This is a genomic window from Actinomadura rugatobispora (assembly GCF_055379765.1).
On record NZ_AP029191.1, the window covers coordinates 8,259,765 to 8,284,381 of the forward strand.

Annotated in this window: 27 protein-coding genes; 15 read left to right on the forward strand and 12 right to left on the reverse strand. The window is 72.8% G+C overall.

Annotation, left to right across the window (positions count from 1 at the left end; translation table 11 throughout):
- The 3 genes from ACZ466_RS37105 to ACZ466_RS37115 are packed head-to-tail and all read right to left on the reverse strand — an operon-like array spanning position 1 to position 1,456.
- Positions 1-312, reverse strand: a complete 312-nt coding sequence (locus tag ACZ466_RS37105) for an AzlD domain-containing protein (protein ID WP_378287037.1) — start codon at positions 310-312, stop codon at positions 1-3.
- Positions 309-1,082, reverse strand: a complete 774-nt coding sequence (locus ACZ466_RS37110; protein ID WP_378287036.1) for an AzlC family ABC transporter permease — start codon at positions 1,080-1,082, stop codon at positions 309-311. The genes ACZ466_RS37105 and ACZ466_RS37110 overlap by 4 nt, the downstream gene beginning before the upstream one ends.
- Before the next feature lie 11 nt (positions 1,083-1,093).
- Positions 1,094-1,456, reverse strand: a complete 363-nt coding sequence (locus ACZ466_RS37115) for a chorismate mutase (protein ID WP_378287035.1) — start codon at positions 1,454-1,456, stop codon at positions 1,094-1,096.
- Positions 1,457-1,744: 288 nt separating this feature from the next.
- On the opposite strand from ACZ466_RS37115, the gene ACZ466_RS37120 reads away from it, so the two are divergent.
- Complete coding sequence (locus tag ACZ466_RS37120) at positions 1,745-2,599, forward strand: AraC family transcriptional regulator (RefSeq protein WP_378287034.1); 855 nt, start codon at positions 1,745-1,747, stop codon at positions 2,597-2,599.
- Between the two features lie 231 nt (positions 2,600-2,830).
- The gene (dnaE, locus tag ACZ466_RS37125; protein ID WP_378287033.1) at positions 2,831-6,361 is read left to right on the forward strand and encodes a DNA polymerase III subunit alpha; all 3,531 of its coding nucleotides are present in this window, start codon (positions 2,831-2,833) and stop codon (positions 6,359-6,361) included.
- A 493-nt stretch (positions 6,362-6,854) separates the two neighbouring features.
- Here the strand turns inward: dnaE and ACZ466_RS37130 are convergent, their stop codons facing one another.
- Positions 6,855-7,577 carry a DUF6882 domain-containing protein gene (locus tag ACZ466_RS37130; RefSeq protein ID WP_378287032.1) on the reverse strand — a complete coding sequence of 241 codons (723 nt, stop codon included), beginning with the start codon at positions 7,575-7,577 and terminating at the stop codon, positions 6,855-6,857.
- A 131-nt stretch (positions 7,578-7,708) separates the two neighbouring features.
- Between ACZ466_RS37130 and ACZ466_RS37135 the strand changes: the two genes are divergently transcribed.
- Positions 7,709-8,311 carry a hypothetical protein gene (locus tag ACZ466_RS37135; RefSeq protein WP_378287031.1) on the forward strand — a complete coding sequence of 201 codons (603 nt, stop codon included), beginning with the start codon at positions 7,709-7,711 and terminating at the stop codon, positions 8,309-8,311.
- Here the strand turns inward: ACZ466_RS37135 and ybaK are convergent.
- Both ybaK and ACZ466_RS37145 read right to left on the reverse strand, forming a co-directional pair.
- Positions 8,195-8,677: a Cys-tRNA(Pro) deacylase gene (gene ybaK / locus ACZ466_RS37140; protein ID WP_378287030.1), complete on the reverse strand. Its 483-nt coding sequence runs from the start codon at positions 8,675-8,677 to the stop codon at positions 8,195-8,197. The two genes, ACZ466_RS37135 and ybaK, sit on opposite strands and share 117 nt — an antisense overlap.
- Before the next feature lie 16 nt (positions 8,678-8,693).
- Positions 8,694-9,356, reverse strand: a complete 663-nt coding sequence (locus ACZ466_RS37145; protein WP_378287029.1) for an LON peptidase substrate-binding domain-containing protein — start codon at positions 9,354-9,356, stop codon at positions 8,694-8,696.
- Between the two features lie 199 nt (positions 9,357-9,555).
- Between ACZ466_RS37145 and ACZ466_RS37150 the strand changes: the two genes are divergently transcribed.
- From ACZ466_RS37150 to hisF, 10 genes are all read left to right on the forward strand, one after another.
- A complete protein-coding gene (locus ACZ466_RS37150; protein WP_378287028.1) occupies positions 9,556-9,729 on the forward strand; it encodes a hypothetical protein in 174 nt (57 codons plus the stop codon).
- A 68-nt stretch (positions 9,730-9,797) separates the two neighbouring features.
- Positions 9,798-10,622: a PhzF family phenazine biosynthesis protein gene (locus tag ACZ466_RS37155; protein WP_378287027.1), complete on the forward strand. Its 825-nt coding sequence runs from the start codon at positions 9,798-9,800 to the stop codon at positions 10,620-10,622.
- Between the two features lie 46 nt (positions 10,623-10,668).
- Positions 10,669-11,979, forward strand: coding sequence for a histidinol dehydrogenase (gene hisD, locus ACZ466_RS37160; RefSeq protein ID WP_378287026.1), 1,311 nt, complete (start codon positions 10,669-10,671; stop codon positions 11,977-11,979).
- Positions 11,976-13,064 carry a histidinol-phosphate transaminase gene (locus ACZ466_RS37165; RefSeq protein ID WP_378287024.1) on the forward strand — a complete coding sequence of 363 codons (1,089 nt, stop codon included), beginning with the start codon at positions 11,976-11,978 and terminating at the stop codon, positions 13,062-13,064. Before hisD ends, ACZ466_RS37165 begins: the two co-directional genes overlap by 4 nt.
- Positions 13,061-13,654, forward strand: a complete 594-nt coding sequence (gene hisB, locus ACZ466_RS37170; RefSeq protein WP_378287023.1) for an imidazoleglycerol-phosphate dehydratase HisB — start codon at positions 13,061-13,063, stop codon at positions 13,652-13,654. Before ACZ466_RS37165 ends, hisB begins: the two co-directional genes overlap by 4 nt.
- Positions 13,655-13,656: 2 nt before the next feature.
- Entirely contained in the window at positions 13,657-13,827 is a 171-nt protein-coding gene (locus ACZ466_RS37175; protein ID WP_378287022.1) for a hypothetical protein, read from the forward strand.
- Positions 13,824-14,465, forward strand: coding sequence for an imidazole glycerol phosphate synthase subunit HisH (gene hisH, locus ACZ466_RS37180; protein ID WP_378287021.1), 642 nt, complete (start codon positions 13,824-13,826; stop codon positions 14,463-14,465). The genes ACZ466_RS37175 and hisH overlap by 4 nt, the downstream gene beginning before the upstream one ends.
- Positions 14,466-14,496: 31 nt before the next feature.
- Positions 14,497-15,216, forward strand: coding sequence for a bifunctional 1-(5-phosphoribosyl)-5-((5-phosphoribosylamino)methylideneamino)imidazole-4-carboxamide isomerase/phosphoribosylanthranilate isomerase PriA (priA, locus tag ACZ466_RS37185; RefSeq protein ID WP_378287020.1), 720 nt, complete (start codon positions 14,497-14,499; stop codon positions 15,214-15,216).
- Positions 15,213-15,602 (forward strand): RidA family protein, encoded by a 390-nt coding sequence (locus ACZ466_RS37190; protein WP_378287019.1) that lies wholly within the window; start codon positions 15,213-15,215, stop codon positions 15,600-15,602. Before priA ends, ACZ466_RS37190 begins: the two co-directional genes overlap by 4 nt.
- Complete coding sequence (gene hisF, locus ACZ466_RS37195) at positions 15,599-16,363, forward strand: imidazole glycerol phosphate synthase subunit HisF (protein WP_378287017.1); 765 nt, start codon at positions 15,599-15,601, stop codon at positions 16,361-16,363. The genes ACZ466_RS37190 and hisF overlap by 4 nt, the downstream gene beginning before the upstream one ends.
- Here the strand turns inward: hisF and ACZ466_RS37200 are convergent.
- Positions 16,335-16,775 (reverse strand): ATP-binding protein, encoded by a 441-nt coding sequence (locus ACZ466_RS37200; RefSeq protein WP_378287016.1) that lies wholly within the window; start codon positions 16,773-16,775, stop codon positions 16,335-16,337. The two genes, hisF and ACZ466_RS37200, sit on opposite strands and share 29 nt — an antisense overlap.
- A gap of 83 nt (positions 16,776-16,858) precedes the next feature.
- On the reverse strand, positions 16,859-17,644 hold the full coding sequence (locus ACZ466_RS37205) for a GntR family transcriptional regulator (protein WP_378287015.1): 786 nt from the start codon (positions 17,642-17,644) through the stop codon (positions 16,859-16,861).
- A gap of 79 nt (positions 17,645-17,723) precedes the next feature.
- On the opposite strand from ACZ466_RS37205, the gene ACZ466_RS37210 reads away from it, so the two are divergent.
- Positions 17,724-18,128 carry an NUDIX hydrolase gene (locus ACZ466_RS37210; protein ID WP_378287014.1) on the forward strand — a complete coding sequence of 135 codons (405 nt, stop codon included), beginning with the start codon at positions 17,724-17,726 and terminating at the stop codon, positions 18,126-18,128.
- Positions 18,129-18,152: 24 nt separating this feature from the next.
- On the opposite strand, the gene ACZ466_RS37215 is transcribed toward ACZ466_RS37210, so the two are convergent.
- Positions 18,153-19,418, reverse strand: a complete 1,266-nt coding sequence (locus ACZ466_RS37215; RefSeq protein WP_378287013.1) for a YeeE/YedE family protein — start codon at positions 19,416-19,418, stop codon at positions 18,153-18,155.
- Positions 19,419-19,545: 127 nt separating this feature from the next.
- Positions 19,546-21,279: a CocE/NonD family hydrolase gene (locus ACZ466_RS37220; RefSeq protein ID WP_378287012.1), complete on the reverse strand. Its 1,734-nt coding sequence runs from the start codon at positions 21,277-21,279 to the stop codon at positions 19,546-19,548.
- A 193-nt stretch (positions 21,280-21,472) separates the two neighbouring features.
- On the opposite strand from ACZ466_RS37220, the gene ACZ466_RS37225 reads away from it, so the two are divergent.
- Positions 21,473-22,102 carry a hypothetical protein gene (locus ACZ466_RS37225; protein ID WP_378287011.1) on the forward strand — a complete coding sequence of 210 codons (630 nt, stop codon included), beginning with the start codon at positions 21,473-21,475 and terminating at the stop codon, positions 22,100-22,102.
- A gap of 18 nt (positions 22,103-22,120) precedes the next feature.
- On the opposite strand, the gene ACZ466_RS37230 is transcribed toward ACZ466_RS37225, so the two are convergent.
- A complete protein-coding gene (locus ACZ466_RS37230; RefSeq protein WP_378287010.1) occupies positions 22,121-23,281 on the reverse strand; it encodes an acyl-CoA dehydrogenase family protein in 1,161 nt (386 codons plus the stop codon).
- A 113-nt stretch (positions 23,282-23,394) separates the two neighbouring features.
- Positions 23,395-24,612, reverse strand: a complete 1,218-nt coding sequence (locus tag ACZ466_RS37235; protein WP_378287008.1) for a winged helix DNA-binding domain-containing protein — start codon at positions 24,610-24,612, stop codon at positions 23,395-23,397.
- Between the last annotated feature and the right edge of the window lie 5 nt (positions 24,613-24,617).

The following is a 24,617-nucleotide window of genomic DNA, read 5'->3' on the forward strand; positions in this document are numbered from 1 at the left end:
TCAGCCGAGCAGCCGCAGCCCGGCGGCGACGGCCGCGGCGGCGACGAGCACCACCAGGAAGGGCGCCCGCAGCAGCAGCGCCACGACGGCCGCGGCGAGCCCGGCGAGCCGCGGCCCGTCGAACTCCAGCGCCCGGCCGTCCGGGGCCAGGGCCTGGACGGCGATCAGCGCGGTCAGCAGCGCGACCGGCACCAGGTCGGTGAACCGGCGCACGCGCGGGTCGTCCAGCACCCGCTGCGGGGTGACCAGCCCGCCCAGCTTGAGCAGGTAGCAGCCGGCGGCGGTGGCCAGCACCGCGATCCACACGCTCATGACGCGCGCCCTTCCCCGTCCCTGTCCCCGGTGCCGCTGCGGCGCTCGCCGGGCAGCACGAGCGCGACCAGCGCGGCGACGGCGGCGAGCATCACCGGGATCCCGGCGGGCAGCAGCGGGGTCGTGCCCAGCGCGATCACCGCGGCGCCCGCCGCGACCCGGCCCTCGGTGCGGCCCGCGGTGAGCCGCGGCCACAGCAGCGCCAGGAAGACCGCGGGCCCGAGCACGTCCAGGCCGAGCGACTCCGGGTCGCCCAGCCGGGCCGCGCCCAGCGCGCCCAGCAGCGTGGTCAGGTTCCAGGTGAGGTAGATGCTGATCGCGGTGACGTAGAAGCCGACGCGGGCGGTGGCCCGGTCGGGCTGGGCGTTCGCCACGGCCGTGGTCTCGTCGATGACCACCTGCGCGGTCAGCAGCCGCCGCACGCCCCGTACCCGCAGCAGGCCGGCCAGCCGCAGCCCGTACAGGGCGTTGCGGCCGCCCAGCAGCACCGCGCCGAGGGCGCCGGTCGCCAGGTTGCCGCCCGCGCCGATCACGCCGACCAGCGCGAACTGTGAGGCGCCGGTGAAGGCCAGCAGGCTGAGCGCGCACGCCTGCGCCACCGTCAGCCCGGCCGTGATCGCCGCCGCTCCGAACGCCAGCCCCGAGACCCCGACCGCCAGGCCGACGCCCAGGCCGTCCCGTACCGCGGCGGAGCGCTCCGGGGAGCCGCCGCGGGCGCGCGGGTCCCGGGCCGCCGCCGTCCCCGCGTCCGCCGATTCCGTCGCTTCCATGCCGGGGGACGCTAGCCGCCGGCCCCGGCCGGGTCTTGAACGTTCTTGCGCCCGCCGGGATCGCGCTCGGCGGCGTCCAGGCCCGCCTCGATGACGGCGTTCATGATCCGGGCCAGGTGGCCGGGCGCGAGGGACGGGGCGTGCCGGGACATGGCGGCGACGATGCGGCGCTCGCGCTCGGGGTCGCGGCCGGCGAAGCCGCCGACGGGCTTGAGCCGCTGGACGACCCCGGCGACGGCGGCGCGGCGCTCCAGCAGCGCGGCCAGCACGGCGTCGAGGCCGTCGATGGCGGCGCGGGCGTCGTCGACCGTGGCCAGGTCCTCGGGGCGGGGCAGAGGCACGGTGAGCAGCTCGGGGTCGGGGTGGGCGGTCATGTCGGGTGTCCCTCTCTCGCGGCGGCCGTCCGCGCCGGAGGAGGTCCGTCCGTGCCCGGGGCCGCTGTCTCGGAAATGAGAAAGGCAGAGCCCTGTCGAGGGCTCCGCCTGCTGCCGGCTCCGGGGTCGTCGCTCAGGTCGCGCCGACCGGCTCGCCCGGAGCCGGCTGCGTAAACCTGGAATAGCGACGTTCCACGCTCCGATGGTAGGCCGGAGTGACGGCATCGCGCCAATCCCCGGAACCTCCGTCTCATCATCCGAGACCGTCCGGCGGATAGCATGTCAGGCATGACCAGCGAGGTCGCACATTACTGGAGCCACGCGGCCCTGCCCGGGGTCGACCTGCTGCGGGCCCGCTTCGTGACCCACAGGTTCACCCGCCACACCCACGACGGCTACGCCATCGCCCTGATCGAGTCCGGCGTGGAGGAGTTCGAGTACGGGGGGAGCGTCGAGCGCGCCGGGGCCGGCGCGCTGGGCCTCGTCAACCCCGGCGTGGTGCACAGCGGCTACGCGGGGGTCCCCGGCGGCTGGTCCTACCGCGTGCTGTACCCGTCCATCGAGGTGATGAGCGGCATCGCCGCCGATCTCGGCGCCCCGCCGGGCACCCCGTACTTCCCCGAACCGGTCGTGGCGGACCCCGAGGCGGCCCGGCTGCTGCGCGCCGTCCACCGTTCCGGCGAGCACGGGGACGCGCTGGCGACCTCCTCGCTGTTCCGCGCCGCCGTGGCGAGCCTGCTGCGCCATGCCCGCCCCTCCGGGAGGAGCGCCTTCGCCCCGGCCCCGGACAGCATGCCCGAGGCCGTCCGGACGGCCCGTGAGATCCTTCACGAGAACCTGCTGGATCCGCCGTCGCTGGAGTCCCTCGCGGACGGCGTCGGGGTCGGCGCGTTCCGCCTGCTGCGGGCTTTCCGGACGGCCACCGGCCTGCCGCCGCACGCGTACCTGAACCAGGTCCGGGTGCGGGAGGCCCGCCGGCTGCTGGACGCGGGGCTGCGGCCCGCCGAGGTCGCGGCCCGCACCGGTTTCGCCGACCAGGCCCATCTGACCCGCCACTTCAAGCGGACCGTCGGCGTGCCGCCGGGCGCCTACCGGGACGCCATGGGCGCGGGTCCGAAACACGGCACGGAACGTACACGGTGATGAGCCCCTCGTAACGGGCCATCCGGGCTCAAGCGGGCATCGGAGTGTCGGGGCCCATGGGGTCCATGGGGCGGGTTAGGCTCTCAGAACCGCGCCGTCCCGGACGCCGATCCGGGGTGGCGATCTTCCCCCGGGACCGTACACCGCCACACGTGTTTCGCCGCACGTGGGCGGTCGCATGCGAGCACGCATGGCGGGCAGGACGCGCGACGCAATGGAGGCGCACGAGGCATGGCCGACTCGTTTGTTCATCTGCATGTCCATACCGAGTACTCGATGCTGGACGGCGCCGCCCGGCTGAAGCAGATGTTCGAAGAGGTCGACCGGCAGAAGATGCCCGCCATCGCCATGACCGACCACGGCAACATGCACGGCGCCTACGACTTCCACCGGCAGGCGACGGCCGCCGGGATCACCCCGATCATCGGCATCGAGGCGTACATGGCGCCCGAGTCGCGCTACCACAAGAAGAAGGTCCAGTGGGGTGAGCCCAGCCAGAAGCGCGACGACGTCTCCGGCGGCGGCCTGATCAACCACAAGACGCTGTGGGCCCGCAACAAGACCGGCCTGCACAACCTCTTCAAGCTCTCCAGCCGCGCGTTCACCGAGGGCTTCGTCTTCAAGTACGCCCGGATGGACGAGGAGCTGCTGGCCGAGCACGCCGAGGGGCTGATGGCCACCACCGGCTGCCCGTCCGGCAAGATCCAGACCCGGCTGCGGCTGGGCCAGTTCGACGAGGCCCTCAAGGCCGCCGCCAACTTCCAGGACATCCTCGGCAAGGAGAACTACTTCCTGGAGCTGATGGACCACGGCCTGGAGATCGAGAAGCGGGTCCGGCAGGGCCTGATCGACATCGGCAGGAAGCTGAACATCCCGCCGGTGGTCACCAACGACTCGCACTACACCCACGAGAGCGAGGCCACCGCGCACGACGCGCTGCTGTGCGTCCAGGTGGGCAAGCAGCTGGCCGATCCCGACCGGTTCCGGTTCGACGGCAGCGGCTACTACATCAAGACCGCCGACGAGATGCGCACCATCGACACCTCCGACATCTGGACCGAGGGCTGCCGCAACACGCTGCTGATCGCCGAGCGGGTCGACCCCGAGGGCATGTTCGAGTCGCACGACCTCATGCCGCGCTTCCCCGTCCCCGAGGGCGAGACCGAGGAGACCTGGTTCCGCAAGGAGGTCTGGAGCGGCCTGGAGCGGCGCTTCCCCGGCGGCATCCCCGAGGAGTACCGCAAGCAGGCCGAGTACGAGATGGGCGTCATCCTCGGCAAGGGCTACCCCTCGTACTTCCTCGTCGTCGCCGACTTCATCATGTGGGCCAAGGAGAACGGGATCCTGGTCGGACCCGGCCGCGGCAGCGCCGCCGGATCGCTCATCGCCTACGCGATGGGCATCACCGACCTGGACCCGATCCCGCACGGGCTGATCTTCGAGCGGTTCCTCAATCCCGAGCGCGCCTCCATGCCCGACATCGACATCGACTTCCCTGAAGACCGGCGGGCCGAGGTGATCCGCTACACCACCGAGAAGTGGGGCGCGGACAAGGTCTCGTTCATCGCCACCTTCGGCACCATCAAGGCGAAGGCCGCCATCAAGGACGCCGGCCGCGTCCTGGGCTTCCCGTACGCGCTCGGCGACCGGATCTCCAAGGCGTTCCCGCCCGCCGTCATGGGCAAGGACATCCCGCTGTCGGGCATCTTCGACGACAAGCACCCCCGCCACGGCGAGGCCGGCGAGCTGCGCAAGCTGTACGAGGAAGAGCCCGACGTCAAGCAGATCATGGACCTGGCGCAGGGCCTGGAGGGCCTGATCCGGCAGACCGGCGTGCACGCCGCCGGGATCATCATGTCCGGTGAGACGATCACCGACCATGTGCCGATCATGCGCCGGGACGCCGACGGCGCGATCATCACGCAGTTCGACTACCCGACCTGCGAGACGCTCGGCCTGCTGAAGATGGACTTCCTGGGCCTGCGCAACCTGACGATCATCGACGACGCGCTCAAGGGCATCAAGAAGAACAAGGGCGTCGACGTCGACCTGCTGGCCCTGCCCCTGGACGACCAGCCGACCTACGACCTGCTGGCCCGCGGCGACACCCTCGGGGTGTTCCAGTTCGACGGCGGCCCGATGCGCGCCCTGCTGCGGCTGATGAAGCCGGACAACTTCGAGGACATCTCCGCGGTCGGCGCCCTGTACCGGCCCGGCCCCATGGGCGCCAACTCGCACACCAACTACGCGCTCCGCAAGAACGGCCAGCAGGAGATCACCCCGATCCACCCCCAGTTGGAAGAGCCGCTCAAGGAGATCCTCGACACCACCTACGGCCTGATCGTCTACCAGGAGCAGGTCATGGCGATCGCCCAGAAGGTGGCGGGCTACACGCTCGGCAAGGCGGACCTGCTCCGCCGCGTCATGGGCAAGAAGAAGAAGGCCGAACTGGACGCCCAGTTCGTCGGCTTCGAACAGGGCATGATCGACAACGGCTTCTCCAAGGAGGCCGTCAAGACCCTGTGGGACATCCTGGTCCCCTTCTCCGACTACGCCTTCAACAAGGCGCACAGCGCCGCCTACGGCCTGGTGTCGTACTGGACGGCCTACCTCAAGGCCAACTACCCGGCCGAGTACATGGCCGCCCTGCTCACCTCCGTCGGCGACGACAAGGACAAGAGCGCCCTCTACCTGAACGAGTGCCGCCGCATGAAGCTGACGGTGCTGCCCCCGGACGTCAACACCTCCGAGGCCGACTTCACCCCCATCGGGGACACCGAGATCCGCTTCGGCCTGTCGGCCGTCCGCAACGTGGGCGTCAACGTCGTCGACGGCATCGTCGCCGCGCGCAAGGAGAAGGGCGCCTACACCGACTTCAACGACTTCCTCAACAAGGTCCCGCCGATCGTGTGCAACAAGCGGGTCGTGGAATCGCTGATCAAGTCCGGCGCCTTCGACGAGCTCCGGCACAAGCGCAAGTCGCTCCTCATGGTCCACGAGCAGGCCATCGACTCGGTCATCGACATCAAGCGCAAGGAGGCCATCGGCCAGGACTCCCTGTTCGGCGCGCTCGAGGACGACGGAGGCGAGGACGCCTTCGCCGTCGCCATCCCCGAAGGCGACGACTGGGACAAGACCACCCTCCTCGCCTTCGAACGCGAGATGCTCGGCCTCTACGTCTCCGACCACCCCCTCCTGGGCGTCGAGCACATCCTGGAACGCGAGGCCGACTGCGCGATCGCCTCCCTGAACGAAGGCGGCCGCCCCGACGGCCAGGTCGTGACCGTGGCCGGCCTCCTCGGCGGCCTCCAGCGCAAGGTCACCAAGCAGGGCAACTCGTGGGCCATGTTCCAGCTGGAGGACCTCGCCGGATCGATCGAGGTGATGTGCTTCCCCTCGTCCTACCAGCTGTGCTCCACGCTCCTGGCCGAGGACGCGATCCTCGTGGTCAAGGGCCGCCTGGACCGCCGCGAGGACGTCGCCAAGATCATCGCGATGGAGGTGACCCAGCCCGACCTCACCGTCACCGACGCCACCGGCCCCCTCTCGGTCACCCTCCAGATCGGCCGCTGCACCCCGCCGCTGGTCTCCCGCCTCAAGGAAGTCCTGGTCACCCACCCCGGCTCCGCCGAGGTCCACCTCCACCTGCAGAACGGCCCCCGCACCACCGTCGTCCGCCTGGACGACCGACTCCGCGTGGCCCCGTCCCCCGCCCTGATGGGCGACCTGAAACAACTACTAGGCCCCTCCTGCCTAAGCTAAGGCGTGTCATTGTGGGGGGGCGACCCCCCACACCCCCCGATACGGCGCGAAGCGCCTCCTCCGCTCGCCTGGGGGCTCGCTACGGACCCGCTCCCCGCCGCCTGCCCGTCCCTCCACTCCGCTGGCGCTCCGCTCCAGGCCAGCCAGTTTTAGCGGTCGCCGTTGCGGTCGCTGCGGGGTGCGCCTTTTCACTGTGGAGGGCCGAGTCGGGGCGCACCCACCTCAGCCACTCTGCTCAGCCACCGGCGACCTCAACCGTTGCGATTGCGAGCGAAGCCAGGTTCGAGCCTGCGAGAACCTGATCGCGCAGCGAGCCTCTAGGCGAGTCGGAGCGATGCAGCAATCGCGCGCGGCGCCCGCTGAAGGAGGGCGTTCAACGCCCGACGCCGAGGGCGCCGCAATGAACAGAGCGAGAACCTGATCGCGCAGCGAGCCGCCAGGCGAGTCGGAGCGATGCAGCAATCGCACGCGGCGCCCGCCGAAGGAGGGCGGTCTACCGCCCGACGCCAAGGGCGCCGCCATGAGCAGAGCCAAGGGCGTCAAAATCAAAATCATTGCAGCGGCCCAGGCTGTCGAAGTGTGCGCGTGCGGTGCCGCCGCCGGGGAGGCGGATCTCGGTGACGCCGTCGCCTTCGCGGTAGGCGACGCGGTGGCGGCTGAGGAGGCGGGCGAGCGTGAGGCGGGGCTCGTGCGGGAACAGGCTCACCGCGTTCATGAGCAGGCGGGGGACGGGGACGGGGTCCCAGGCGGCGGGTGGGGCCTGGGGGTCGTCGACGTGGAGGTAGGCGGAGCCGCCGTCGTAGCCGGCGCCGATGTAGCCGCCGCCGCCGAGTACGCCGCCGGCGGCCATGGCGATGAGTTCGCCGCCGTGGCCGGCGGGGCCTTCGTACCAGCTCAGGTCGACTTCGGGGGTGGTGAACTCGGGGATGCCGAGGCGGGCGCCGAGGCCGCGGATGGCGAGGGTCGGCTCGACCGCCGGATGGTCGTCGCCGAACTGCGGGTTGGCCCAGCCCCACAGCCAGGTGCGCTCGCGCGCCGCGTAGCTGCCCAGCAGCGACACCTGCACCGTGACCCCGCCGCTGGAGTAGGTGCGGGCGGTCAGGTCGGCGCTCCAGTCCTCGCGGGGCAGGAACTCGGCGAGGGTCTCCTGCTGCTGGAGGACGACCGCGGCCAGGGCGGCGCCGAGGCGTTGGAACGCAGGGCTGAATCCGGACATGTCGGGCACATTATCTCAGAGAATCGGGCCGCTCGGCGGCGTGAATCGGGCACCATTCGGTTGTCGATCGGCCGACCGGGGCAGGCTAGGCTTTCGCTGTTTCCCGGCCGACCGTCAAAGGAGCGTACGCAGTGCGGCGACCGACCGTGAGGGCCTTCCGGACCTGGGCGGTCACCACTCTGATCATCGCACTTCTCGGGGCCCCGGCCGGGCTGTTGTGGACGGAGATCTCCCCGAAGGTGACCTACATCGTCGTCCAGGGGCAGGCGCTTCTGGCCGAACCGGAAGGCCAGGGGCCGATCGGGGTGGACGGCAGGTTCGCGCTGGTCGCGGTGGTCGCGGGCGTGTTGTGCGGGGTGGGCGGCTACCTGGCCGGGGGGCGCGGCAACGACCTGCCGCTGATCTTCGGGCTGGCGGCGGGCGGGCTGGCGGCGTCCCTGGTCGCCTGGCGGCTGGGCCACCAGATCGGGCTGGACGCCTTCCAGCGCGCGGTGCGCCGGGCGCCCGACGGCCGTACCGTCACCGGGGTCGCCCAGTTGCGCGCGACCGGCATCCTGGTGTTCTGGCCGCTGCTGGCGGTGGCGGTGTACGGGGTGCTGGAGGTGCTGGTGAAGCGGCTACCCTCGGGCGATCGCGGCGAGCGCGGCACCGGTCAGGCGGACGAGGTCGGCGGGGGTCAGCTCGATCTGCAGGCCGCGCCGACCGGCCGAGACGTAGACCGTGGGGAACGCTGAGGCGGAGGCGTCGAGCACGGTCGGCAGCCGGCGGCGCTGGCCCAGGGGGCTGATCCCGCCGACGACGTATCCGGTGGCGCGTTCGGCGTCGCGGGCCTCGGCCATCCGCGCCTTCTTGCCTCCGGCCGCCGCGGCCAGCGCCTTGAGGTCCAGTGAGCCCGACACCGGGACGACCGCCACGGTGAGCCTGCCGTCGACCTCGGCCAGCAGCGTCTTGAACAGCCGTTCGTGCGGCACGCCGAGCGCGTCGGCGGCGGCCTCTCCGTAGGACTCGGCGTCGGGGGCCGTGTCGTACGGGTGCAGGGTGAAATCGATCCCGGCCTTGGTGGCGGCCACCGTCGCCTGCGTTCCCTGTGCCTTGCCCATGGACCCCAGTGTGCCGCTAGTTGGGGTGGAAGGAGGTGTCGAGGAATCCGCCCGCGGGGACGGTCGGCATCGCGTTGAGGAGGCGGTTCTCCCGTACCAGCAGGTCGTGCTCGGCGCGCAGCCGCAGCGCGGCGTCCTCGGCCTCCAGCAGGCGCTGCTTGTCGTGGCCGTCCAGGACGACCGCGGCGGCGATCAGGTAGGACAGCTTCACCGGGTCCTCGGGGAGCTCGACGGGCTCGGCCACCTCGGCGCCCGCCGCGGCGAGCCGGTGCCGGTAGAGCTGGAACAGCAGCCGGACCCGCTGGGCCACCGGTCCGGGGTCGGCGCCGGGCTCCTCGGGCAGGAACTCGACCTCGCCGCGCAGGTACGGCAGCGCCCGGTCCAGTTCCTTGATCCGGAACCGGCTGGCGCCGACGGTGACGATGTCGTAGCGGCCGTCGGGTCGGCCGTTCACCCCGTGCACCTCGGCCACGCAGCCCACCTCGGCCAGCCGCAGCCCGGCGGTGTCGCCGACCTCGTGGCCCAGTTCGATGCCCACCACGCCGAGCCGTCTCGGCTCGGGTCGTTCCAGGAGGTCGCGCACGAGCAGGCGGTAGCGCTCCTCGAACAGGTGCAGGGGGAGCACCAGGCCCGGGAACAGCACCGTGCCCAGGGGGAACAACGGAAGCCGCTCGGTCACCGCATCTCCCACCCTCGTGCGTCCGCCGAAAGAGCGCTCCGCGGCCAGGGTACGTCCGATTCGGCGATCTTGGAATGCTGGAATTCTCATAGTCTGAAGGAGGCATGGGGGATGGTCACCCCGGGCCAGTTCGCGGCGAGCCGCCCGCACCGCGCCCGCGACGGGGCTAACGTCGGCCCGAAAGACCCTGGAGGCCGCCGTGATGTGGCTCAACCTGATCTTCCTGAGTCTGGCGAGCCTGGCCGTCGGATTCGTGCTCGGCTGGTTCGTCGCCTCCCCGCGCCGCTGGACGGCCCGCTTCGACCCGGCGCCCGCGGACCGCACCGGTGCCGCCGACGATCTGCCGCCGCTCACCCGGACGAAGCGCGCCTGACCCCCGGCCAGGCCACTTCCCGCCGATTGGCCATGGCCGGTGCGGACGGCGGCGGCTAGCGTCGGCGCATGCGCATGCTCGTCGTCGACGCCTTCACCGACCGTCCCTTCGCCGGCAACCCGGCGGGCGTCTGCCTGCTGGACGCGTCCGCCGACCCCGCGTGGATGCAGCGGGTGGCCGCGGAGATGCGCCACTCCGAGACCGCGTTCGTCCGGACCCTGCCGGACGACGCGGACGCGGACTTCGAGGTGCGCTGGTTCACCCCGTCGGTCGAGGTCGCATTGTGCGGCCACGCCACGCTGGCCGCGGCGCACGCCCTGTACGAGACCGGCACCGTCCTGTCCGACCGGCCGATCCGGTTCCGCACCCTGCGCAGCGGCGTCCTGACGGTGCGGTGCGGGGCGAGCGGGCTGCTGGAGATGGACTTCCCCGCCACCCCGCCCGGGCCCGTCCCGGCGCCCGGCGGCCTGGCCGAGGCGCTGGGCGTCCCCCTCGTCTGGACGGGCCGCACCGCGCAGACCGACCTGCTGGTGGAGGTCCCGGGCGAGAAGGCGGTGCGCGGGCTGGCCCCGGACATCGCGGCCGTGGCCGCCTTCGACGCCCGCGCCGTGATCGTCACCGCGCCCTCGGACGACCCGGCGGGCGGGAGCGACTTCGTGTCGCGGGTGTTCGGCCCGCGGGTCGGGATCGACGAGGACCCGGTCACCGGGTCGGCGCACTGCGCGCTGGCCCCGTACTGGGCGGGCAGGCTGGGCCGCGACGCGCTGCGGGGCCGCCAGCTGTCGGAACGGGGCGGCCTGGTCCGCACGGAGGTGCGCGGTGCCCGTGTCGTCCTCTCCGGCGACGCCGTCACCGTTCTGGACGGCGAGCTGAAGGCCGACCCGCGGAGTTGATCGACACTGCCGGGGTGCCGGCCCCGGCAGTGAATAGACTGTCCAGGTGATTTCCCGTATCGATCTGCGCGGGTCGCTGCCCGGTGACCTGCGCTCCGTGCTGCCCCGTGCCGAGTTCGACGTCGAGGCCGCCCTGGAGAGGGTGCGGCCCATCTGCGAGGACGTGCGGCATCGCGGCGCGGCCGCGGTCCGGGAGTACACGAGCACGTTCGACGGCGTGGAGCTGGACGCCGTCCGGGTTCCGGTGCAGGCCGTCCACGAGGCCCTCGCGGGGCTTGACCCGGCGGTGCGGGACGCGCTGGAGGAGGCGATCCGCCGCACCCGGCTGGTCCACCGCGACCAGCGGCGCGCCGACGTGACGACCCAGGTGGTGCCCGGCGGCACGGTGACCGAGCGGTGGATCCCGGTGCGCCGCGTGGGCCTGTACGTGCCCGGCGGCCGGGCGGTCTACCCGTCCAGCGTGGTCATGAACGTGGTGCCGGCGCAGGAGGCCGGGGTGGAGTCGCTCGCGGTGACGTCCCCGGCGCAGGCCGAGTTCGGCGGGCGGCCGCACCCGGCGATCCTGGCGGCGTGCGCGCTGCTGGGCGTCGAGGAGGTGTACGCGGCGGGCGGCGCGCAGGCGGTGGCGATGTTCGCCTACGGCACCGAGGAGTGCCCCCGCGCCGACCTGGTGACCGGCCCCGGGAACGTGTACGTGGCCGCCGCCAAGCGGCTGCTCAAGGGCGTGATCGGGATCGACTCGGAGGCGGGGCCGACCGAGATCGCGATCCTGGCCGACGCCACCGCCGACCCGGTGCACGTCGCCGCCGACCTCATCAGCCAGGCCGAGCACGACGTGCTGGCCGCGGCCGTGCTGGTCACCGACGCGCCCGAACTGGCGGAGGCGGTCGAGGCCGAGCTGAAGACGCAGGTGGCCCGCACCAAGCACACCGAGCGGATCGCCGAGGCGCTGGCCGGGCGGCAGTCGGGCATCGTGCTGGTCGACGACCTGGAGGACGGCCTGAAGGTGGTGGACGCCTACGCCGCCGAGCACCTGGAGATCCAGACGGCGGGGGCGCGGGAGCTGGCGGCGCGGGTCCGCAACGCCGGCGCGATCTTCATCGGGCCGCACGCGCCGGTGTCGCTGGGCGACTACCTGGCCGGGTCCAACCACGTGCTGCCCACGGGCGGGTGCGCGTGCCATTCGTCGGGCCTGTCGGTCCAGTCGTTCCTGCGCGGCGTGCACGTCGTGGAGTACGACCGGCAGGCACTGTCTGGCGCGACCGCCCGCGTGGTGACGCTGGCCGAGGCCGAGGACCTGCCCGCGCACGGCGCCGCCCTGAAGGCCCGCTTCGACTGGGGGATCCCGACCCGATGACGTCCCTGAACGACCTGCCCATCCGCGACGACCTGCGGGGACGCGAGCCGTACGGCGCGCCCCAGCTGGAGGTGCCGGTCGCGCTCAACACCAACGAGAACCCCTACCCGCCGTCCGACCGCCTGGTGAAGGCGCTGGGCGAGGCGGTCGCGGACGTCGCCGGGTCGCTGAACCGCTACCCCGACCGCGACGCCGTCGCGCTGCGCGGGGACCTGGCCGCGTTCCTGAACGAGGACACCCCCGGCGCCGGGCTGACCTCCCGCCAGGTGTGGGCGGCCAACGGCTCCAACGAGATCATCCAGCAGATCCTGCAGGCGTTCGGCGGTCCCGGCCGCACCGCGCTCGGGTTCGAGCCGTCGTACTCGATGCACCCGATCATCACCCGGGTGTCGGGCACCCGGTGGGTCGACGCGCACCGCGACGAGGACTTCGGGCTGGAGCCCGCCCGCGCGGTCGCCGCGATCGAGGAGCACCGCCCCGACGTGGTGTTCCTCACCTCGCCGAACAACCCGACGGGCACCGCGCTGCCGCTGGAGGCGATCGAGGCGGTGCTGGCGGCCGCCCCCGGGATGGTGGTGGTGGACGAGGCGTACGCCGAGTTCCGCCGCTCCGGGACGCCGTCGGCGCTGACGCTGCTGCCCGGCAACCCGCGGCTGATCGTGACCCGGACGATGTCCAAGGCGTTCGCGATGGCCGGGACCCGCCTCGGCTACCTGGCCGCCGACCCGGCGGTGATCGATGCGTTGCTGCTGGTCCGGCTGCCGTATCATCTGTCGTCGGTGACCCAGGCGGTGGCCCGGACCGCCGTCGCGCACGGCGCGGAGCTGCTGGGCGCCGTCGACCGGCTGCGCCGCGAGCGCGACGACCTGGTGGCCTGGCTGCGCGCCGAGGGCTTCACGGTGGCCGACTCGGACGCCAACTTCGTCCTGTTCGGGCGCTTCCCGGACCGCACGGCGGTCTGGCGGTCGATGCTCGACCGGGGTGTGCTGATCCGGGAGGTGGGCCCGCCCGAGTGGCTGCGGGTGAGCGTCGGCACCGCCGAGGAGATGGCCGCCTTCCGTACCGCGATGAAGGAGAGCGTGTGACGCGCAGGGGAAGGATCGAGCGCGGGACCAAGGAGACCCAGGTCCTGGTCGAGATCGACCTGGACGGCACCGGCGTGGTCGACGTGGCCACCGGTGTCGGGTTCTACGACCACATGCTGGCGCAGCTGGGCAAGCACGGGTCGTTCGACCTCACCGTCAAGACCTCCGGCGACCTGTACATCGACGCCCACCACACCATCGAGGACACCGCGATCACGCTGGGGCAGGCGTTCCGTGAGGCGCTGGGCGACAAGGCGGGCATCCGCCGGTTCGCCGACGCGTCGATCCCGCTGGACGAGGCCCTCGCCCAGGTCACGGTGGACGTCTCCGGCCGCCCCTACCTGGTGCACTCCGAGCCCGAGGGCATGGCCCCGATGATCGGCCCGGAGTACGACACCACGATGACCCGGCACATCTTCGAGTCGTTCGTGTCGAACGCGCAGGTGGCGCTGCACGTCCACGTCCCGTACGGCCGCAACGCGCACCACATCGTGGAGGCGCAGTTCAAGGCCCTCGCCCGGGCGCTGCGCGACGCGGTCGCCTTCGACCCCAAGGTGCACGGCATCCCCTCCACCAAGGGGGCGTTGTAGCCGTGACGATCGGCGGCCTGGAGTTCTCCTACGGCAACGTGCTGCTGTTCGGGCTCGCGGTCTTCCTGCTGATGGGCGTGATCAGTTTCATCCGGCAGGGCCTCAAGATCGCCGCCGTGGTGGTGTTCGCGCTGATGGCCCTGGCCTTCACCGCGGGGGTGCTGCGGCTGTGACCAAGAAGATCGTCATCCTGGACTACGGCTCGGGCAACCTGCGGTCGGCCGAGCGGGCGGTGGCCCGGCACGGCGTCGAGGTGACCGTGACGCCCGACCGGGACGCCGCGCTGAACGCCGACGGCCTGGTGGTGCCGGGCGTGGGCGCGTTCTCGGCCTGCATGGAGGGCCTGCTGTCGGTGCGCGGCGAGCAGATCATCGGCCGCCGCCTGTCCGGGGGCCTGCCCGTGCTGGGCATCTGCGTGGGCATGCAGATCCTGTTCGCCAAGGGCATCGAGCACGGCGTCACGACGGAGGGCTGCGCCGAGTGGCCCGGCACCGTCGACCGGCTGAACGCGCCCGTCGTCCCGCACATGGGCTGGAACACCGTCGACGCGCCCGAGGACACCGTCCTGTTCCGCGGCCTCGACCCCGGCACCCGGTTCTACTTCGTGCACTCCTACGCCGCGCGCCGCTGGGAGCTGCAGCCCGACCCGACCGGTACGATCGCGCCGCCGCTGGTCACCTGGGCCGAGCACGGCGACCGCTTCGTCGCCGCGGTCGAGAACGGCCCGCTGTGCGCGACCCAGTTCCACCCGGAGAAGTCCGGCGACGCCGGCGCCGAACTCCTGAAGAACTGGCTGTCCACCCTCGCCTGACGTTCCGTGACCCCTGGATAAGGTTCTCCGTATGACTCTCACGCTTCTTCCCGCTGTCGACGTCGCCGATGGCCAGGCCGTGCGCCTGGTGCAGGGCGAGGCCGGCACCGAGACCTCCTACGGCGCCCCCCTGGAGGCGGCGCTGGCCTGGCAGCGCGCGGGAGCGGAGTGGATCCATCTGGTCGACCTGGACGCGGCGTTCGGCCGCGGCTCCAACCGGGAGCTGCTGGCCGAGGTCACCGGCACGCTGGACGTCAAGGTGGAGCTGTCGGGCGGCATCCGCGACGACGCGTCCCTGGAGGCGGCGCTGGGCACCGGCTGCGCGCGGGTCAACATCGGCACCGCCGCGCTGGAGGACCCGGCCTGGTGCCGCAAGATCATCGCCGAGTACGGCGACCGGATCGCGGTCGGCCTCGACGTGCGCGGCACCACGCTGGCCGCCCGCGGCTGGACCCGCGAGGGCGGCGACCTGTGGGAGGTGCTGGCCCGGCTGGAGGACGACGGCTGCCCGCGCTACGTCGTCACCGACGTGACCAAGGACGGCACGCTGCGCGGCCCCAACACCGAGCTGCTGCGCGAGGTGTGCTCCCGTACCGCCAAGCCCGTGATCGCCTCCGGCGGGGTGTCGTCGCTGGACGACCTGCGCGCCCTGGCCGGCCTGGTGGGCGACGGCGTCGAGGGCGCGATCGTGGGCAAGGCGCTGTACGCGCAGGCGTTCACTCTCGAAGAGGCGCTCGAGGCCGTCAAGTGATCGAACGCATCTCCTCCGGCGGCCCCTGGGAAGAGAGGTTCGGTTACTCCCGCGCCGTCATGGCCGGGAACCTGGCGATGGTGTCGGGCTGCACCGCCACCGTGGACGGCGACGTCGTGCACGTCGGCGACCCGTACGAGCAGACCCGCACCGCGTTCCAGATCGCGCTGTGGTCGCTGGAGCGGCTGGGGCTGTCGGCCGACGACGTCGTCCGCACCCGGATGTACATCACCCGGGCGGGCGACTCCGGCGAGGTGGGCCGGGCGCACGCCAGCCTGTTCAAGGACGTGCGGCCGGCGGCGAGCATGCTGGTGGTGGCGGGGCTGATCGACGAGCGGATGCTGGTCGAGGTCGAGGTCGAGGCGTACCGGGGGAGCGCGGCATGAGCGGAGTGGCCGTACGGGTGATCCCGTGCCTGGACGTGGACGCCGGGCGCGTGGTCAAGGGCGTGAACTTCCAGAACCTGCGGGACGCCGGAGACCCGGTGGAGCTCGCCCGCCGGTACGACGCGGAGGGCGCCGACGAGCTGACCTTCCTCGACATCACCGCCTCCAGCGGCGACCGCTCGACGACCTACGAGGTGGTGAGCCGCACCGCCGAGCAGGTGTTCATCCCGCTGACGGTCGGCGGCGGCGTCCGCACGGTCGAGGACGTGGACCGGCTCCTGCGCGCGGGCGCGGACAAGGTCTCGATCAACACGGCCGCGATCGCGCGCCCGGAGTTCCTCCGCGAGGCCGCGCACCGTTTCGGGTCGCAGTGCGTCGTCCTGTCCGTGGACGCCCGCCGGGCCGAGGGCACCGCCTCCGGTTTCGAGGTGACCACCCACGGCGGCCGCAAGGGCACCGGCATCGACGCGATCGAGTGGGCGCGCCGCGGCCAGGAACTGGGCGTGGGGGAGATCCTGCTCAACTCCATGGACGCCGACGGCACCAAGGCCGGCTTCGACCTGGAGATGCTCCGCCTCGTCAGGGAGACCGTGACCGTCCCGGTGATCGCCAGCGGCGGCGCGGGCGCCCTGGACCACTTCCCCCCGGCGATCGCCGCCGGCGCCGACGCCGTCCTGGCCGCCAGCGTCTTCCACTTCGGCGAACTCAAGATCTCCGAAGTCAAGCAGACCCTCAGAGAGTCCGGCCACCCCGTCCGCTGAGCGCGATCTCCGCCCAGACGGTCTTGCCGCCGTTCGCGGACGGGCGGCTTCCCCACGAGCGGGCCAGGCACGCGACGATCAGGAGCCCCCGGCCGCCCTCGGCGAGGTCGTCCGGGGCCCTGGTCGCGGGCGCCGCCTCCGCGGAGTCGCCCACCTCGATGAAGAGGCTCCGGGGGCGCAGCCTGAGCCCCAGGATCACGGTCGCGTGGACGCCCGGGGCGCCGCGGGCGCGCTCCACCTTGATCGCGTTGGTCAGCAACTCGGAGCCGATCAGCTCGGCATCGTGGGCGACGTGCGTCAGCTTCCAGCGGTCGAGGAGTTCCCGGATCAGCGAGCGGCCGCGGCCGACCGCCGCCGGACGGGCGTGCAGCCTGAGCTTGAGGAGCGGGTCGGAAGGGGGAGGGCAACGCATCAGAACCTCGCCGAGTCATGTCTAGACGCCTACTCGTCTAGAGGAAATTCCTTTGTAAGGTAAGTCCTCTGGACATGCAAGCGTTACTGAGCGGGAAGTTCGTACTGCAGAACGTGAGCGTCGGAGGACATCACGGTGTCGCACACCTCGACGGGGCGCCCCGTGGTGTCGTACGCCGTCCGGATCAGGTGGAACACGGGGACGCCGGCCGGCAGCCGCAGGGCGCGTGCCTCCTCCTGGAGCGGCATGCGGCTTCGCACTTCCTCGGTGAAGCGGGCGAGATGGTGCCCGAGCTCCTCAAGGCGGGCATAGATGCCGCCCGGCCCGCTGTCGGGCCGGGCGATCGCCGTGCCGGCGGCGATCTGAGCGGGCAGGTAGGAGACCGCGGTCTCAGCGGGACGGCCGTCGATGAGGTAGCGGCGCCGGCGGACGATCACCCGGGCTCCCGCCTGCAGCCCCAGCCGTTCCGCGACGTCGGCGTCCGCCTCTTCCTCGGTGACCTCGACCGTGTCGACCGTCGGTTTCGACCCAGACTCCTCGACCTCCGCGATGAAGGTGGCCTTGCCTCGGGCGCGGTGCCCGCGGGCGAAGCGGTCGGAGGCCAGACGCCGGACACGGGGCCGCTCGCGGACGAACACCCCGCGTCCGTGCTCGGCGACCACCAGACCTTCCGACCGCAACACCTGGAGGGCCTGGCGGACGGTCATGCGAGCCACGCCGTAGTGCTCCATGAGCCGGGCCTCGGACGGGACCCTGTCGCCGGGCTGCAGCGTTCCCCGCTGGATCAGCGTCCGCAGGTGGTCGGCGATCTGCCGGAACGCCGCGCGGTCGCTGTCGGGGTCGATGCGCTCCAGCGGCAGGTCCGGCACGTGGGCTCCTTCACTCGTCCATACGTGTATCAGCGTTCGAGCCTACGAGCTTGAGAGGTGATCATTGGCCGGGTACTCGGTGAGCGTAGCGGGGGTCGTCCTCGACGATCGGAAACGGGCGCTGCTCGTCCAGCGCCGCGACAACGGCCACTGGGAGCCGCCCGGTGGCGTCCTGGAACTGGACGAGACCGTCCACGAAGGGCTGCGCCGCGAGGTCCGGGAGGAGACCGGGCTGGAGGTCGAGCCCGGACCGCTGACCGGCGTCTACAAGAACATGGCGCGTGGCATCGTCGCGCTGGTGTTCCGCTGTCGCGCCACCGGCGGCCGTCTCGTGGAGACCGGGGAGGCCAAGGATTTCCGCTGGGCTTCGGTGGACGAGCTCGACGGCCTGATGGACGAGGCGTTCGCCATCAGGGTGCGGGACGCGTTGCGGGACGGCGCTGAGCCCGCCGTCCGGGAGCATGACGGCGTCCGGCTTCTTTGAGGGGGCTACGGGGTTGAGGTCAAGTCAGCAGACGCTGTCGCGGGGTGTGGGGTTGGCCAGGCCGAAGAGGGTGCGGGCGCGCAGGCCGACGTAGGTGCCGCCGATGGCGGCCAGGCCCCACAGCCAGCCGTGCAGGCTGCCGGAGGCGATGCCGGCCAGGTAGGCGCCGATGTTGCAGCCGCCGGCGAGGCGGGCGCCGACGCCCATGATGATCCCGCCCAGGACGGCGGCGGCCGCGGTGCGCCAGGGAATGTTCCGGTGCAGCGTCCACGCGCCGCTCGCGGCGGCGGCGACGGCGGCGCCGAGCATGATGCCGATGTCGGTCAGGCTGGTCTTGTCGGCCAGGACGGGGCCGTTCAGCATCGCGGCCTGCCGCGGCTGCTCCCAGAACGACCACGTCTCCGGGTGCAGCCCGATCAGCTGCAGGAACTTGGCGCCCCAGAGGGCGAACGCGCTGGTGATGCCCCAGGCGCCGCCGGAGACCAGCAGGACGCCGGCGCCCAGGACGGCCAGCACGACGGCCCCGGCCAGCAGCGGCCAGGAGCCGCGGACGATCCGCAGCGGCCCGCGGGCGGAGGGGACGGTGCCGACCGGGGGCGGGTTGCGGCGTTTCTGGATCACCCGGGTCAGCGCGACGACGCCCGCCAGCGCGGCGATCGTGACGGCCCAGGAGCCGAACCAGCCGATGTGGTCGGCCAGGACCACGCCCGGGAGGGCCGGCAGGTCCTTCACCAGGTCGAACTGCCAGGTGTAGAGGATCGAGCCGATGATGAACCCGCCCAGCGTCAGCACGATCGTGGACTGGCCCGAGCCGATCGCGAACAGCGTCCCGGACGCGCAGGCGCCGCCGAGCTGCATGCCGATGCCGAACAGGAACGCGCCGGCGATCAGCGCCACGCCCAGGTCGCCGCCGGAGGGCGCGGGCGTGGAGCCGAACAGGCCGGTGCCGGTGCCGATGATCAGGGCGAAGAGGGTGGCGGTGGAGCCGAGGAGGAGGGCGTGGGCGCGCAGGCCCGCGCCGTTGCCGACGGCCGTGAGCTGCCGCCAGGCGGAGGTGAACCCGAAGCGGGAGTGGAACAGCGCCAGGCCCAGGCCGAGGCCGAGGAGTAGGAGGACGCCCTGCTTGGCGCCGTGCTGCGTCCAGACGTAGGCGGTGAGGGCGGCCGAGCCGAGGGCGGCCACCAGCAGCGGGACGCGGTCGACCGGGCCGAGATCTTCGGCGGGCGGGGCGGGGGAGGAGGTGACCGGCGGGGGGAGCAGGCGGGCACGCGGAGGCAGCGTCGCGGACAAAGGGGGTCTCCAGGAGGCGTGGGGAGCGGACGGCGGCGGGGTCAGCCGCGACAGAGTCCGTCGTCAACGCAGGTCAGCGCCATGGTGAACAGCACCATGCGCAGCCGTGCGGTGGATCCTGGAACGCTCATGACCTGGACATCCTACCCGCCGGGGCGGAAACCTCCCAGTCCTCCTCCTCGGGCGCGGGCAGGGCCGCCTCCGGCGAGCGCACCACGACCGGCAGCAGGATCGCCGAGGGGCGGTCGGGGTCGTGGAAGACCTCCTGCAGCGCCGGGACGGAGTCGCGGGCGGTGGCGAGCGGCTCACCGGTGCCCGGGTTGGCCGCGACCTTGGGGTGGGCGCCGCTGGTCACGTGCACCCGGACGCGGTGGCCCCGGCGGAACCGGTGCCCGGTGGGCCACAGGTCGATCGCCAGCCGCCGCACGCCCTCGGTGCCCACGGGCTTGTCCGCCGCGACCGGCCGGTCCGGGTCCAGGCGCAGGCCGCCCTCGCACACGTTCAGGGACGTCCCGTCCGGGGCCACGTCGCACAGCCGCACGATGAAGTCGGTGTGCTCGCGGCTGGACCGGACGAACAGGTCGGCCGCCACCGGCCCGACGAGGTCGAGGTCCTCCGCCAGCACGGGCGAGGAGAAGACCAGGACGTCGGGGCGCCTCTCCAGGGGACGGTTGTCCACGGGCTTGGAACTGCCCAGGAGCGTGGGCCCGCCCAGGGCCGGGGTGGGGCGTGTGGGCTCGAAGCGGTAGTGGCTGGCGGGAGCGTCCTGTGGCCCGTCCACGCCCAGGCCGCCTCCGGCGTGCAGGTGCCAGCGCTCCTGCCGCATGCCGGGCGGCGGCCAGTCGGCGTAGTCGCGCCACTCCCGGCCCCCGGTGAGGTAGACGCGGACGGGGTTGGGCCGCAGCCCGGAGGGGTCGTCCAGCAGGTGCGCGCGGAACCAGGCCAGCGACTCCCGGAACGACACCACGGCGTGGCGGGCGTCGGTGTGCCACCACGGCCCGATCGTGAGGTACGGGCGGTGCCCGGCGGCCCTGAGCGCGAGGTAGTCCCTGACCTGCCACGGCAGGAACACGTCGTACCAGCCGCCCAGGAGGGCCACCGGGGCGGTCACCTCGCCGACCGTCCCGCTGAAGTCGCGCTTGAGCCAGTAGGCCGATCCGGGGTCGCGGTGGGCGGCCAGGAGGTCCTGGTAGAAGCTCATGGGGGCGCCGCCGGTGAGGGCGTCCAGCTCCGACAGGGGGCGTCCGCTGCGGGCGGCGCGGAGCGCCCTGCGCCGGGACAGCAGCGGCGCGGTGAACATCCCGAACGGCTGCTGCTGGTGGCGGGTGAGGGTGGTCCAGGACAGGGTGGACTCCAGGGCGAACGATCCGCCCACGTACGCGGCGTCCCGGAAGGAGGAGGCGGTGATCTGCAGGGACATCGCCTTGAGCTCGGGGCCCGCCTCCGCCGCCAGGGCCCAGGCCGAGTACCCGAGGTAGCTGGCGCCGTACGTGGCGAACGACCCGTTGAACCAGGGCTGGTTCCGCAGCCACTCCACCGTGGCCAGGCCGTCGTCGCGCTCGCTGCCCAGGGGGTCGAACTCGCCGCCCGACCCGAACGTCCCGCGGGCGCTCTGCACCAGGAGCTGGAAGCCGAACGGCACGAACGGCAGGCCGTTGAGGACGGCGGCGGGGCCGCGCCGGCCGTAGGGGGTCCGGACCAGGATGGTGGGCGGGGGCTGCCGCGTGCCGACGGGCACGTACCGGTCGGCGAGCAGCGTCACGCCGTCGTTCATGGTGACCGGCAGGTCGCGCTCGACCCGGTAGCGGTTGAAGGGGTAGGGCATGAGGGCGCGCGTCCGCAGCGTGGGGGGGCTGGGCATGCGGATCGGAGGGGTGTGCCAACGGTCCCTGAGCGCCATGATGACTCTCCAGTCGCCGTACGACCCCGGCGGGGACGGGTGTCCGTCGGCCGATTGTGGCTACTACTTAGTAACAATATCCGTTTGGGCCGCTCATCACACCTCCGGACTATATTTGCGGAGATAAAGGAAATACCGCGCGGGGGAGCTCAGCATGTGGCCCGGATCCGATCTGCCCATGGGGCCGCCGCCTCAGCCGCCGACCCGGCCGGGGGCTCCGTCCGGCAAGGACCTCCCGCCCGTGCGCCCGGGCAGCGGCTGGTACGCGCTGCCGCTCGCGCTCGTGCTGGTGCCGCTGCTGATCTTCATCGTGGTGTTCGCCCTCAACTGGCAGGACTCCCAGGCCGCCGACGGGCCCAGCGCGAGCGGGGACGCGCGGGCCGGCATCTCCGTCGAGCTCAAGGCGGGGCACACCTACTTCCTGTACGTGCGCCTCGGCGACCCCACGCCGGCGTCCTGCGCCCTGGTCAGGGACGGCAGGCCCGACCCGTTCCCGCTGACCCGCGAGCACTCCTGGAGCGCCAGCGACCGCACCGGCTACCGCTACGCCGCCACGTTCGAGGCCCCGCTGACCGGCAGCGCCCGGCTGACCTGCGAGGGCTCCGGGGACATGCTCATGACGCCCGACGACACCTCCTACGGGTACCTGGGCCTGGCGATGCTGGCCTGCCTCGGGCTCGGCGCGGCCGGGGGCGCGGCGTTCGTCGTGATCGCGGTGATGCGCAACAGCAGCGTCAAGCGCCGCCGCGCCGCCGCGATGGGCCCGTACGGCACCCCCTACTAGGGCGGTCGCCCCGGCGGTTCAGGAGCCGCGCTGCTCGGCGTCGCGGGCCAGGTGGCGGCCGATGACCATGCGCTGGATCTGGTTGGTGCCCTCGAAGATCTGCATCACCTTGGCCTCGCGCATGTACCGCTCGACCGGGAAGTCGCGGGTGTAGCCGTACCCGCCCAGCACCTGCACGGCGTCGATCGTCACCTTCATCGCCGCGTCCGTCGCGACCAGCTTGGCGATCGAGGCCTGCCGCCCGAACGGCAGCCCCCGGTCCTTGCGCCGGGCCGCGTCCAGGTAGGTGGCGCGGGCCGACTCCACGGCGGCGGCCATGTCGGCCAGCAGGAACGACAGCCCCTGGTTGGCGATGATGGGCCGGCCGAACTGCTCGCGCCGGGCCGCGTACGACACCGCGTGGTCCAGCGCCCCCTGCGCCAGGCCCACCGCGCACGCCGCGATGCCCAGCCGTCCCGAGTCCAGCGCCGACAGCGCGATCGGGAAGCCCTGCCCCTCCTCGGCCAGCCGGCTCCCGGCGGGCAGCCGGGCGTCCTCGAAGATCAGCTGCGCGGTGGTGGAGCCGGTGAGCCCCATCTTCCGCTCGGGCGGCCCGAACGTCAGCCCGTCCATCCGCCCCTCGGTGAGGAAGCAGCTGATGCCGCGGCCGCCGTCGTCGGACGTCCGCGCGAACAGCACGTAGAAGTCGGCCTCGCCGCCGTGGGTGATCCAGGTCTTGGTGCCGTTCACCCGGTAGCCCTCGCCGTCGGGCACCGCGCGGGTGCTGAGCGCGCCGGCGTCCGAGCCCGCGTGCGCCTCCGACAGCGCGTACCCGCCCAGCAGCTCGCCGCCGAGCATCTCGGGCAGCCGCTTGCGCTGCTCGTCGGTGCCGAAGGTGGCCAGCGGGTAGCAGGACAGGGTGTGCACGCTGACCCCGACCGCGACCGACGCCCACACCGAGGCGATCTCCTCCAGCACCTGCAGGTAGATCTCGTACGGCTGCCCGCCGCCGCCCTGGTCCTCGGGGTAGGGCAGGCCCAGCAGCCCGGCCCGGCCGAGCACGCGGAACATCTCGCGGGGGAAGGCCGCGGCCTCCTCGGCGGGGGCGGCGCGCGGCGCCAGCTCCTTGCGCGCGATGTCGCGGGTCAGCTCGATGAGGTCCTCGGCTTCGGCGGTGGGGAGCATGCGTTCTGCGGGCATGCCCACATCTTCGCCGATGCGCGGAACCCGCCGCGCGCCGCCCCGCTCGTTCGGCCGGGCGCCGGCGCGGAAGGCGAGGTCGCGGGGCCGATGGCGGTGGGTCAGGCGGGGGGTCAGGCGGTGAGCTCGCGTTCCAGGGGGGTGCGGAAGCGCGGGGTCACGCGGACGTCGCCGCACCAGGCGCCGATCCGCTCGGCCTCGGCGGCGACCGCCGCCTCCGCCTCGGCGCCCGCGTCCTCCAGCAGCCGCACCGCGATCTCACCGTCGGCGCGCTGCGCCCAGCCGCCCACCACGCGGCCGTCCCACCACACGGTCGGGCCGATGTTGCCGGAGCGGTCGAACAGCCGCGGCGCGTGCCCGCCGAGGAACCAGCCGCGCTCCTGCCAGCCCATCGGGGTGGGGTCGAGGGCGGGCAGCAGCGCCGCCCACGGGCCGCCGGACGGCTCCGGCGGGGCCTCCAGGTCGTCGGCCAGGACCAGCCCGGTGGTGTCGCCGGCCGGCCCGCCGGTCAGCTCGACCTCGCCCACGTCCAGCAGGGCCAGGGCCTTCTTCACCTCGCCGGCGCTCCAGCCCGTCCACCACTTGAGGTCGGAGACCGGCGCGGGCCCGAACGCGCGCAGCCAGCGGCCGGCCAGCTCGGCGCGGGCCCGGTCGGCGGGCAGCGGGGCGATGCCGCCGGGCAGCCACTCCTCGACGGGGGCCCAGCGGTACTGGCTGCTGATCCACGATCCGTTGGGGCGGCCGCGCACGATGCGGCCCTTGCAGCCCAGCGTGACCAGGACCCAGGTGGTGATGCCGGTGGGCCGGGAGTAGGACTTGCCCGGCGCGGCGTCGACCTTGACGCGCAGCCGCGGCTCGTCGGTGCTGAGCTGCGCCCCGGTGGCCTCGCCGCGGGCCAGCAGGGCCCGGTGCGTGGCCTCCTCCACCTCGTCGAGCCAGGCGTCGAGGCCGCCCGCGGGGACGTCGATCTGGTCGAGGATGCCGCCGCGCTCCATGAGCCGGGCGTAGGTGCGGCGCTGCCGGACGGCCAGCGCGTCGGCGCACGCGGCCTGCAGCGTCGGGACCAGCTCGACCGGCACCACGAACATCGTGCGGCGCATGGCCAGCATCCGCAGCAGCGCGCGGTCGTCGTAGAGCGCGCTCTCGACGTCGGCCGGGGCGATCCCGTCGCCGCGCGCCGCCACCGAGAGGAAGACCGTGGCGGGGTCGGTGGCGTGCAGGGCCACCAGGGACCGGGCGACGTCGGCGGGGCCGCCGGCGCGGGCCGAGGGGGCCAGCCGGTGGCGCAGGGCCAGCCGGAGCCGCCGCTCGGCCACATCGATCGAACGCATGGTCG